Consider the following 12,263-nt stretch of genomic DNA (forward strand, 5'->3'; position numbering starts at 1 on the left):
AATGGAATTATACTGCCATTCCTGACGCAACAACTTTATAAGTTGCCTAAGTTATTTCATGCACATTCCTAAGCTATATGTGCTGACAAATTAAACCGGATGGCATGCTAACTTAGGTATTATCAGCCATAGATTTTGCAATATTATGAAAAAGTGGTTCATTGTCGATAAAAGCAAGGACTACATCGGGATCAAAATGCTGGCCACTACCTGTGATAATAATTTCCTTAGCTTTTTCTCTGGAAAAAGGTGGCTTGTAGACTCGCCGTGTTGTCAAAGCATCATAGACATCGGCTACGGTTAATATGCGGGCAGTAAGAGGAATGTCTTCGCCTCGTAAGCCTTGTGGGTAACCCGATCCATCCCATTTTTCATGATGACAATATGCAACCTCCATGCCACATTTGATAAAAGATTGTGAGCTGTAGCGATCATACACAGAGCGTAAGGTATCACCACCTATATTTGCGTGAGTTTTCATGATAGAAAATTCATCTTCAGTTAATTTTCCAGGTTTTCTTAAGATTACATCTGCTATGCCGACTTTTCCTATGTCATGTAAGGGGGAGGATCTTACTAAATCTTTGGTAAATTCGGGGGTCACAAGGTTTTGATATTTTCCTGAGCGAGCCATGCATTGACAAAGTAATGCGCAGTATTCTTTTAAACGCAGTAAGTGTGCGCCTGTTTCTGGGTCTTTATGTTCAGATAGTTTGGCTAAAGCGGTAATAATCGCATCTTGTGATTCTGTTTGTATTTCCAAGTGCCAGTGATTCATTAATGCAGTTGCACTGGTATTACTTAAAGCTTGAATGGTGCTGATCTGAATTTTATCAAGTTGAACCTTATTGCTGGTACTGATGCTTAATAAGCCAATAATACGTTTATCCGCCTCTAAAGGGATACATGCACGAGCTGTACCAATAAAAAGTTTTTGATCAATGACAGAAAGTTCAATATCAGGATCTATAAATATTGTTTTTTTACTATGTAGACATTGAGCAATAATGCCTTGCTGCTGGTCTTCTTGGCTTATAGGAAGCAATTTATATTTTTTGGCTAGATCGAGGTGGGGCAGAAATACGCCTGCTTTATCATTTTGGTTTAGAAATAACGCAATATCGTCTGTCTGAGCTATTGTTTGCACCGCCTTGATTAAAGCGTTAGCAATTTGCGACGAAGATTCCAATTGCGCTAAAGTACTGACGTATTGATATTGAGTCGTTAAAGCTTGAGTACGTATTTTAACCAAATCTTCTAAATGATTATTAAGTTCATTTAATTTATGATTACTTTTTTCTAGCTCAGCTTGTAGCTGTTTTTCAGCCTGAATCAGCCGATATTGTTCTAAGGCATCGTTGATGGTTTGCGTCAATACCTCTTTTGGGCAGGGCTTGTTCAAAAAGCGTGATATATGCCCTTTGTGTAATGCTTCTATAGCAATGTCCAATTCAGCTCTACCCGTTAGCATGACTAATACCGTTTCTGGGTATAAGGTATAGACCTGGTTAAGGAATTGAATGCCATCTGTACCTGGCATATTGTAATCAGAAATGACTAGAGCAAAAGGCCCCTCAGAAGCTAAAATTTGTAGGCCTTCCTGCGCACTTTCTGCGATTTCAATAGTAAATTCTTTACGTAATTGGCGCCGAATGCCATCCAGCAATCTACGTTCATCGTCAACACAAAGAACTTTTTGACTTATTGGGTACTGATTCATATAGGGTCGATTATTAGTGGCTTAAAAGGGTCACTGCCATTAAGTTAAGCAATTTGCTGTAGGATGTGCTGACGATAGGAAGCGCATCAGCTGTAAACGATGCACTTCGTCCCTCAGCACATTCTACCTGTTTTCTTAACTTTAATGGCAGTGGTGTAAAAGAGTAGATAGAGCCGGTCAAGTTAATAATTTTAAACGAACAGAGGTGTCAATGACTGAAGGCTAATTTTTAGTGTAATTAAACTAATTAATCATCATGTTGAGCAACCTTTTTAGCTAATTTCTCCCAAGTAGGTAAACGATCAAGTTTACCAATGCGTTCAAGGTATGCAGTATCAAGACGTATATCAAACAAACGTTCATTTTTCTGTGTAGTCGCTGGTTTTAGCAGCGCAGCTGAAACATGTACAGCCGTGAGAGCATTGACACCATTATATTCGGTTTCATTTGGGGTGAATTGCAATAAAATAGATTCAGTAACTCTGGGTGGTATTTTCCATAGCCCCAACACATAAGCACCAGCTTCAGCACGTGTAAAGCCAAAAATTTGTTTTTCCAATTCGATTACGGGGACTCTGATTGTTCCAACTCTGTAAGTAGCGCATCGAACTTTTCAGGTAATTTAGACATAAAAATTAACAAACCCATGTTATGTAGTAGTGCACCAAGGTAAGCTTGATCAGGTCGATCTTCTTGCTGGTTTTCAGCAAAGGAGATTTTCTTGGCTAGCGCTGCAATGCGTAGTGAGTCACTAGAGATAGAGTCCAAATAAAGAGAGTATTTACTGTTGTGCACAGCAAAAGACTCTTTAATAAAGGTATTCAGTACTAAACTAGTGACTTGCGTAATTCCTATCAAATTAACGGCTTCAACTAAATTAGAAATTTTTCGGTTAAGCCCAAAATAAGAGGAGTTTACAAGCTGTAGAAGTTTAGCTGATAGCGCAATATCATGTGTAAAAATATCAGCAATGCTTTGTGATGTACTATTGGGGTTGCTAATTTCTTGTTTTAATTGATGGTAAATACTAGGTAAGCTAGGCAGTTGATTAATATCGCCTACACTACTGATAATGAGAGGGTTATAGATACATGCCTGAATTTTGAAAACTTGAGCTATGGTTTCTTTTAATAACTCTAAACTACAGGGTTTGCTTAGATACTGATGAGCGACTCTCATTGCATTTTTTAAGGTAGCTTCATCTGCATAGCCACTGAGTATAATACGAACTGTTGCTGGGTAGTGTTCTGCGACTTGTTGTAATAGCTCATCACCGCGCATATCTGGCATTAGCATATCGGTTACGATTAAGTCGATTTGATTTTGCCCCATGATCTGGAGTGCTTCTTTACCAGATATAGCATAAAATGTCCTCCATTTATCACGCTCACGCCTCAGTGAGCGTTTCATGCCATTGGTTACATTGATATCGTCATCGACAAATAAAATATTTTTTAATGTCATTGCTCTAAGTAAGGGGTATTCGTTTTAGCTAGGCTAAGAGGTAATATAATGTGAAAAATTGTACCTTCTCCTTCTGTAGACTCAAAGTAAAACTGTCCTTGGTGTTTTTCGACAATAATTTTATGGGCAATACTTAAACCTTGTCCGCTTCCTTTACCCACCTCTTTGGTAGTAAAAAAGAGGTTAAAAACCTTGTCTTGTATGGCTTTAGGAATACCTATTCCATTATCTTGTATGTTGATATAAATAGTGTCTTGTTGTTTTTCTGTGGTAATTTTTATTAAGCCTCGCCCTGATTTTTTCTCTTCGATGGCATGAGCTGCATTAATGATTAAGTTAAGTAGTACTTGATTGAGTTCATTGCCATAACACTCTATATCCGGCAAGTCGCTGGCAAAATTGGTTTCAATATCAGCAATATATTTATATTCATTTTTGCTGATAATGAGCGTATTTTTCAGTATTTCATTTAGATTAGCAAAGGAAGTGGACTGGTTATTAGTATGCGAGAAAACTTTCATAGCTTGTACGATTCCAGCTACTTTTTCTATGCCATCTAAGGATTGTTGGATGGCAATAGGGGTATCTTGTAGAATAAAATGGATATCGAATTGTTCTTCCCACTCATTCCATTCCTGCTGCAAGTCTGCTGAGAATTCAGAGAATTTCTGCCTACTTTTTAAAATTAAAGCCTGCAAATCAGTACAATTTGCCTCTAGTGCATGTAAATTATCACCAATATATTGTATAGGTGTGTTTATTTCATGTGCAACTCCAGCAGCTAACTGGCCCATAGCTTCCATTTTCTGAGCTTGATTAAGTTGAGCCATGATGTTTTTCGTTTCGCTAATATCATCAATTACACCGGTAAAGTGAAGGATGCCTTTTATCTTTAGTTTACTCACTCTTAATGTGGCAGGAAAGAGAGTTCCATCCTTGTGCCGTGCTTCAATCTCTCTTTGCTTACCGATAATTCTTTCTTGCTTATATATTAAGTAATCTTTTATATATTGATCATGTTGGCTAGCAACTTTCTCAGGCATTAAAATTTTTACATTTTTCCCGATAACTTCACTGGCAGTATAGCCAAAAATTCTTTCAGCTGCTTTATTGAAATTGGTCACTAAACCTTTTTGGTCGATGGAAATAATAGCACTTGCAACGGTATTAAATATAGTTTCCAAGGTGGTTTTTTGGTTATTTTCACTTTCGATTTGTGCTTTTATTATTATTACAAACTTACCTAAGATATAACCAAAAGCACCTAATACTATAGGGGCTAACCAAATAATAGTGAGTAAAGGCTGAGTGTGATGTAACTGCTGAATTGTCGTAAGGGATAAGGTTTGTTGAGTGTAAAATAACAGAAAGATAATGGCACTTACTGGAAATAATAGTCCCACTAGCACTGATACAAGCGGTATAAAACAAAAAGGTGCGTTTAATATTTTGTGAAAGTAAGGTTGAAGCATTTTTATACTGAAGTTCCTCAATAATGATTTATGGTAAAATTTAAGTGGTGTCGCAACTAAAAAACGGTTATTTTATGCATTTCAAATACTTTCACCTAATGATAATTAAATAGGGGGGGCTATATACATGGCACCCCCTAAATATAGACCATGATTTGTTAAAGTATAGATGAAATCTTAAGTTTTTGAAGTAAATTTGTCAGGTCTTTATGCTGCTATCATAAGTAGCTTGATACTTTATTAGGTGATTATTTTATAGATGAGTACAATTGATCTAAATAAGCGTATACTTATGCAGTATAATTTTTAAAGTAATTCTACTATTTTTTTAAACGACCATTTTAATATGACTGGTCAACTAGGAGTTTTATATGCCTAAATATATTATTGAGAGAAATATCCCCGGTGCTGGCCAATTAACAGCGAGTGATTTACAACAAATTTCTCAGAAATCATGTTGTGTGCTGAATGAAATGGGGCCGCAAATACAGTGGTTAGAAAGTTTTGTAACCGCTGATAAGGTGTATTGTGTTTATATTGCACCGAATGAAGCGGCAGTAAGAGAGCATGCAGAAAAAGGTGAGTTCCCTGCTGACTCTATTGCTGAAATTAAAACGATTATTGATCCAACTACAGGAGAATAAAGAGTACAAATTATTGTGGAAGGGACTTTTAGCCGCGATTTCATATAAGTCGCGGCTAAAAGTCCCTTCTACAGTATTGTTAATTTTAAAGATTGCGTAGCATCAGATAAATAATAATAAAAAATAAACAAAAACGAGGAAGAATAATGAACACAAAAAAATCTATTAATAGCTGGCAAACACTGCTTAAAGCCTGTGCTTTTACGGTAAGCAGCTTGCTTATTTCGGCACCCATTCAAGCCGATGAAACCTGTCAATCACCGTATATGGCTAAGATTGTTGGTCAAGAAGACTTTGTTTATGTCTGGACTTTGGGTATGGAAGGTCTCGGTGATGAGCAAGATAAATTAGTGACTGTAGATGTTAATCCCAAGTCAAAAAACTATGGCAAAGTCATTAATAGTCTTTCGGTGGGGGGGCGCAACGAAGCGCATCACTCTGGTTTTACAGATGACCGTAAATATTTATGGGCGGGGGGTTTAGATACCAATAAAATTTTTATTTTTGATGTACATACGGATCCAGCTAAACCTAAATTAACTAAAGTGATTAAGGATTTCGTCAGTAAAAGTGGCGGCGTTGTCGGCCCACATACAACTTATGCTCTACCAGGTCGAATGATGATTACCGGCTTATCTAATAATAAAGATCATGGCGGGCGTACGGCAATGGTCGAATACAGCAATAAAGGCGAGCATATTGTTACCCATTGGACGCCAACAGATGGTGATTTACGTGGCGCGGTTAAAACTGGCTCGTATGCTGATGGCTATGGCTATGATGTGCGTGTTTTACCACGACGCAATGCAATGTTCAGCTCTTCATTCACTGGCTGGTCAAATTATATGATGGATTTTGGCAAAATGTTGGGTGATGGTGAAGCTATGAAACGCTTTGGTAATACGGTTGTGCAATGGGATTTACATGCCCGTCAGCCGAAAAAAATCTTTGATGTACCGGGTGCACCGCTAGAAATTCGTTGTGCATGGAATCCAAATCATAATTATTGCTTTACGACGACAGCATTGACTTCAAAAATTTGGTTGATTTATGAAGATGATAAAGGTCAATGGCAGTCTAAAGCAGTGGCGGATATTGGTGACCCAAGCAAAATTCCTTTACCTGTGGATATTTCCATACAAAGTGATGACCAAATGTTATGGGTGAATACCTTTATGGATGGCAAAACCCGTGGTTTTGATATTTCTGATCCATTTAACCCTAAGCAAGTGTTTGAGCAAAAAATTGGTAAACAAGTGAATATGGTTTCATCTAGCTGGGATGGCAAACGTTTGTATTACAGTTCTTCACTGTTGTCTAATTGGGATAAAAAAGGCGCAGATAATGAGCAGTATTTAAAATTATTCAGCTGGGATGGCAAAAAATTAACAGAAAAATTTTCTATTGACTTTATTAAAGAAAAATTAGGCCGTGCGCACCAAATGCGTTTTGGTGCTTATTCATTGTATGCGAGTAAATCACCTGAAAAGCCCGTTGGTTTATTGGCTAAATTGAACCCGTAATACTAAATATGTGGGAGCGGCTTTATTCGCGACTGAAGCCGCTCCCACAACAATGGGTAAATATAATGATGAAAATATTCATTGCTCTATTCATGGCTGGGATGTTTAGTGCTGCTAATTTGTCTGCTGAGCCAGCACAGTCCAATTTAGCGCCGGGTTACAGTCCCTTAACTTTTAATGCACCTACCGTTGCGAGCTATAGCTTACCTATTATTGATAAGGCCGCTGATGGCGAGGTATTGACCACGGCTAAGCAGCTAGTCCATTTGCATGAATTAATGGGGGATAAAATTGTTTTGCTCAGCTTTATCTATTCGACCTGTAGTGATGTCAATGGCTGTCCGTTAGCAACGATGGTTTTTCATAAGATTAAACGACACTTGCAAAATGAACCTGAACTGGCTGGAAAATTACGCCTACTGACTTTAAGCTTTAATCCTGAACATGACACGCCTGAAGCGATGCGTGAGTATGCGCAAAGCTTTATCAGCGACAAGGTTGATTGGCAATTTTTAACTACGCAATCAGAACAAAAATTACAACCGATATTGGATCAGTACCAGCAAAGTATTCAGAAAGTGTACGATGAAAAAGGTGAGTTTACCGGCACTTTTTCGCATATTTTACGCGTGTATTTGATTGATACTGATAAGCAAGTGCGTAATATTTACAGTGTTTCATTTCTACATGCCGATACCTTAATTAATGATGTTAAAACCTTATTAAGTGAAGCCCATACGCAAAAACCTACAGTCGTGAGCGCAGACAATGCATTGTTTCAAGCAGGCGATAATAAACAGAACTATGCACAGCTGGGTTACCAAACACAGTCGATTGCTTTAAATCAACGTCAAGGAAAGGCCGCTGATTTATATGCGAATACGCAACAACTACCGCTAGGCTTACCGCCTTTGCCAGTGCCGCAAAATAACCTGATAACAGCAGATAAAATAGCATTAGGCAGAAAGCTCTTTTATGATCGTCGTTTATCACTAAATAATACCTTTTCTTGCGCGATGTGCCATATTCCAGAGCAGGGTTTTAGTAGTAACGAAATGGCAACAGCCGTTGGTATAGAAGGGCGTAGCGTTCGGCGCAATAGTCCAACAATTTATAATATCGCTTATGCCACGATGCTTTTTCATGATGGTCGTGAAAATAGTCTGGAGCAACAAGTTTGGGCGCCTCTATTAGCACATAATGAAATGGCTAATCCTTCTATTGGCTATGTGGTTGATAAAATAAAGTCATTAGCTGACTATGAGGGCTTGTTTGAAAAAAGTTTTGCTAAAGAGCCTGATATGTTAAATATCGGTCAGGCTATCGCTAGTTATGAGCGCAGCTTGAATTCAGCAAATTCCGCTTTTGATCAGTGGTTTTTTGCTAACAAAAGCGATGCGGTTAGTGATGCAGTCAAGCAGGGCTATCAGGTTTTTACGGGTAAAGCGGGCTGTAGTCATTGTCATACCTTGGATAAAGGCTTTGCATTATTTACCGATAATCAGTTACATAATACCGGAATTGGCTATCGTGAATCGATGCATAAAGAACCAGAAAAACAAACAGTACAAGTTGCTCCCGGTGTTTTTATAGAGGTAGACAGTCAGGATTTATCGGTTATTAGCGAAACTAAAGCAAACGATTTAGGACGTTACGAAATCACTCAAGATCCACAGGACAGGTGGAAATATAAAACCCCCAGCTTAAGAAACATCGCTTTAACCGCGCCGTATATGCATAACGGTTCCTTATCAAGTTTAGAGGAAGTGATTCGATTTTATAACCAAGGTGGTGTGGGCAATGAGACTTTAGACCCTCTTATTAAACCGTTAAATTTAACTGAGACAGAGATGGGTGAATTAGTTGCATTTTTGCACGCATTAACGGGAAGCAACGTGTCAGAGTTGGTTGCAGATGCTTATGCAGCACCTGTAGGAAATTAGTTAAGGGAATGGACATGAATAGAGACGTAGGCCTAAGAAAGTGTCTTGTTTTACTTGGTCACGATAGTTACAGTGAGCCTAATAAACTGAGCATTTCCGTTTCATCCAAAATAGTAATGCCCAGCTCCTGAGCCTTGGTTAATTTTGATCCTGCTGCTTCGCCTGCGACGACATAAGATGTGTTTTTAGAAACACTGCCAGATACTTTTGCACCAAGAGCTTGTAAGGCTTGTTTGGCTTCGTTTCTGCTCATTTGTGTTAACGTACCGGTTAGGACAAAGGTTTTTCCTTCGAGAGGCTGAGCTTGGTGTTCTTTGGTTTTTATTTCCGGCCAATGTATGCCAGTATCTAAGAGGGCTTGTATGACTTCTTGGTTATGTTTTTGACGGAAAAATGTAACGATATGTTGCGCGACAATATCTCCAATTTCATCAACTTTAAGTAAATCCTCTATGCTGGCTTGTTGCAAAGCTTCGAGAGTTAAAAAATAGTTGGCAAGATTTCTAGCGGTTGCTTCGCCAACTTCACGGATACCAAGAGCCAGTAAAAACTTGGGAAAAGTGGTGCTTTTACACTGACTAATAGCAGCAATTAGCTTGTTAGCTTTTTTTTCTGCCATACGCTCTAAAGGAATTAATTGTTCCGCTGTTAAATGAAATAAGTCAGCAGGCGTATGAATTAAGTTTTCATCAACTAATTGCTCAACTATTTTTTCACCGAGACCGTCAATATTCATAGCCTTACGTGAAGCAAAATATTTTATCGCTTCTTTGCGTTGTGCGGCGCAATATAGACCACCAGTACAGCGCGCGATAGCTTCATCTTTAATACGTTCTATTTCTGAACCGCAGACAGGGCAGGCTGTGGGGAATATGATTTCTCGGCTTTGCTCGCCGGATGTGCTGGGTAAGGCTCTGATAATTTGAGGGATGACATCAGCTGCTCGTCTGATAATCACTGTGTCGCCAATTTTGATATTTAAGCGTTTTATTTCATCGGCGTTATGCAGGCTGGCGCGACTGACGGTAACACCGCCAACAAATACAGGCTGTAAAATAGCAACGGGAGTAATGGCACCGGTTCTACCTACTTGAAATTCTACGTCGAGTAAACGAGTTTGTTCTTCTTGCGCTGGAAATTTATGCGCAGTCGCCCATCGTGGTGAGCGGGCAATAAACCCCAGTTGTTCTTGCAATGTAATATCATCAACTTTATAGACAATTCCATCAATTTCATAGGGTAATGTTGGACGTTTTTGTAACAGCCGAGTATAAGCTTCGAAGCAACCTTGCGCGCCGGTTTCAAGCGTAATCTCTTTAGTTAATGGTAAGCCCCAAGCTTTAAGTTGTTGTAAGCGTTGATAATGGCTATTGGCTAAGGAACCATTTTCTATAATACCCAGGCCATAACTATAAAAAGCTAGGGGTCTTTGTGCTGTGATATTGGAGTCAAGCTGGCGTAAACTGCCTGCTGCTGCATTGCGTGGATTAACAAAGGTTTTTTCTTGCTGCGCTATAGCGTGTTGATTAAAGGCATGAAATTCAGCAATTGGCATGACGACTTCGCCACGCACTTCTAAACGCCTAGGAATACTGTTGCCTTTCAATGTATGTGGAATATTTTTTATGGTTTTAACGTTATAGGTAACATCTTCGCCTATCGTACCATCACCACGAGTGGCTGCTTGAACTAGTTTACCGTGCTCATATAAAAGGCTAATAGCGAGTCCATCGAGTTTGGGTTCTACGCAAAATAAGAGTGGTTGGGGATTTTTTAGTTGTTTCTGAATGCGCTCAACGAATTCTACTAACTCTTCTTTTGAGTAAACATTGCCTAAGGACAGCATAGGTAACTTATGAGTTACTTTATTGAAATTATCGAGTACAGGGCCACCGACCGATAGGCTAGGTGAGTCAGGCGTGGCATATTCAGGGTATTTTTCCTCTAATTCACGCAATATTTTAATTTGTCGGTCATATTCTGCATCAGTGATAGTTGGCGCATCGAGTGTGTAGTAATTATAATTATGTCTCTTGATTTCTTGACGCAGTGCAGATATTTTTTGAGCGATTGATTGATTCATTTGATAAATAGTTGCGTTTTCTTTTCAGAAACTGCTAACCTTAGACCTATTGATTTTAATTGTTGAGAAAATACCTTGGAAGAAGACTTAACAACCGATTTGCTGGTCTTACAGAGTCATTTGGATGGCATGTTAGATCGTGTGCATTTTAATAGTACCACGCTACGACGTTTTCAAATGTTTGAAAGAGGATTGCTTGACCTTAATTCTTTAGCAGAAATGGTTGAATATGTTTTACATGCTCAAGATTTTTTTGACCTCGATTATATTGGTTTTTGTTTAGTAGATGCAAAGGATGAACTAAAAAAGTTTTTACAAGAAGATGGTTTTGCATTAAAGGAAAACCCACAACTTATTTTCTTGGATGATAATGAAGATTTGCAAGGGGCTTTTGGTGACACGAATAGTCCTTATTTGGGTAGATTTAAAAGCCCTAAATGTGCTAGTTTTTTTGCTGCAAATGAACAGCCGGTGAGTGTAGCCGTTATTCCTTTGGTGCGTCGTGGCCAATGTTTGGGGGCATTAAGTATGGGGAGTTTAACTGCTGAGCGTTTTTCAGATACGATGGCAACAGACTTTATTGAACATATGACATCCGTCGTTAGTGTTTGTCTGGAAAATCATTTGAATTATGAAATGATGAAACGAACTAGCCTGATTGATACCTTAACCGGTGTCAATAACCGGCGCTTTCTTGAACAACGATTAGGCGAAGAAATCGACCGTGTACAGCGTAGTTCTGAGTTATTATCCTGTTTCTTTTTGGATATAGATTTTTTTAAGAAGGTTAATGATAATTATGGGCATCAAGCAGGGGATCAAGTTTTAGTTGCTGTGGCCAGTATAATACGTGAGCAGCTACGTAATAATGATGTCTTAGCACGTTATGGCGGTGAAGAATTTGTCGCTTTATTAGCCAATATTGATGAAGCAATAGCGGTAGATATTGCTGAAAGAATTAGAAAAAAAATTAAAGCATTGGTGGTAGAAACTCAAAATAAAACTATTTCAGTGACAATTTCTATTGGTAGTGCAACTTACCGGCCTTCTAAGCGATCTCATTTAAGCTCGGCTGAAATAGGCGCTGATTTGATACACCAGGCTGATGAAGCTTTATATCAGGCAAAAAATAGTGGCCGAGATAAGGTCGTTTCTGCTGGGGCGATACCAGGCCATTTAGCTTTGGCTAATTTATTTAAATAAATAAAGCTTGATACTTCAGTTATTTGAATATATTTGTCATATTGCCAGAGTATGATTACGTGGTAATATGACTTACCTTCTTTAGGAATGTGCATGAAATAACTTAGGCAACTTATAAAGTTGTTGCGTCAGGAATGGCAGTATAATTCCATTGCCTCAGGTGCTCATCAAATACAATTCGCATTGACTCTTTAAAACCCTCTGCAACTTT

The 12,263-nt window shown here is 38.5% G+C and carries 7 protein-coding genes and 1 pseudogene; 4 read left to right on the forward strand and 4 right to left on the reverse strand.

Features of this window, described 5'->3' with window-relative positions; genetic code table 11:
- Positions 1-112 precede the first annotated feature (112 nt).
- The 3 genes and pseudogenes from BQ7314_RS14720 to BQ7314_RS14735 all read right to left on the reverse strand — a co-directional run bounded on the left by BQ7314_RS14720 (position 113) and on the right by BQ7314_RS14735 (position 4,587).
- Positions 113-1,720, reverse strand: coding sequence for an HD domain-containing phosphohydrolase (locus BQ7314_RS14720; protein WP_174484448.1), 1,608 nt, complete (start codon positions 1,718-1,720; stop codon positions 113-115).
- A 247-nt stretch (positions 1,721-1,967) separates the two neighbouring features.
- Positions 1,968-3,184 (reverse strand): annotated as a pseudogene (locus BQ7314_RS14730) (HDOD domain-containing protein).
- Positions 3,181-4,587 carry a two-component system sensor histidine kinase NtrB gene (locus BQ7314_RS14735; protein ID WP_217423857.1) on the reverse strand — a complete coding sequence of 469 codons (1,407 nt, stop codon included), beginning with the start codon at positions 4,585-4,587 and terminating at the stop codon, positions 3,181-3,183. Before BQ7314_RS14735 ends, BQ7314_RS14730 begins: the two are co-directional and overlap by 4 nt.
- A gap of 440 nt (positions 4,588-5,027) precedes the next feature.
- Here BQ7314_RS14735 and BQ7314_RS14740 point away from each other — a divergent pair, with 440 nt between their 5' ends.
- The 3 genes from BQ7314_RS14740 to BQ7314_RS14750 all read left to right on the forward strand — a co-directional run bounded on the left by BQ7314_RS14740 (position 5,028) and on the right by BQ7314_RS14750 (position 8,766).
- Entirely contained in the window at positions 5,028-5,300 is a 273-nt protein-coding gene (locus BQ7314_RS14740) for a DUF4242 domain-containing protein (RefSeq protein ID WP_174484452.1), read from the forward strand.
- A 146-nt stretch (positions 5,301-5,446) separates the two neighbouring features.
- The gene (gene mtoX, locus BQ7314_RS14745) at positions 5,447-6,823 is read left to right on the forward strand and encodes a methanethiol oxidase (RefSeq protein WP_174484453.1); all 1,377 of its coding nucleotides are present in this window, start codon (positions 5,447-5,449) and stop codon (positions 6,821-6,823) included.
- Positions 6,824-6,888: 65 nt separating this feature from the next.
- The gene (locus BQ7314_RS14750; protein ID WP_174484454.1) at positions 6,889-8,766 is read left to right on the forward strand and encodes a cytochrome c peroxidase; all 1,878 of its coding nucleotides are present in this window, start codon (positions 6,889-6,891) and stop codon (positions 8,764-8,766) included.
- A gap of 67 nt (positions 8,767-8,833) precedes the next feature.
- Here BQ7314_RS14750 and ligA read toward each other — a convergent pair whose 3' ends face one another.
- Positions 8,834-10,837, reverse strand: a complete 2,004-nt coding sequence (gene ligA, locus BQ7314_RS14755; protein WP_425356657.1) for an NAD-dependent DNA ligase LigA — start codon at positions 10,835-10,837, stop codon at positions 8,834-8,836.
- Positions 10,838-10,924: 87 nt separating this feature from the next.
- On the opposite strand from ligA, the gene BQ7314_RS14760 reads away from it, so the two are divergent.
- Positions 10,925-12,052, forward strand: coding sequence for a sensor domain-containing diguanylate cyclase (locus tag BQ7314_RS14760; protein ID WP_174484456.1), 1,128 nt, complete (start codon positions 10,925-10,927; stop codon positions 12,050-12,052).
- Positions 12,053-12,263: the final 211 nt, after the last annotated feature.

This window comes from methanotrophic endosymbiont of Bathymodiolus puteoserpentis (Logatchev) (genome assembly GCF_900128525.1).
GTDB lineage: Bacteria > Pseudomonadota > Gammaproteobacteria > Methylococcales > Methylomonadaceae > Methyloprofundus.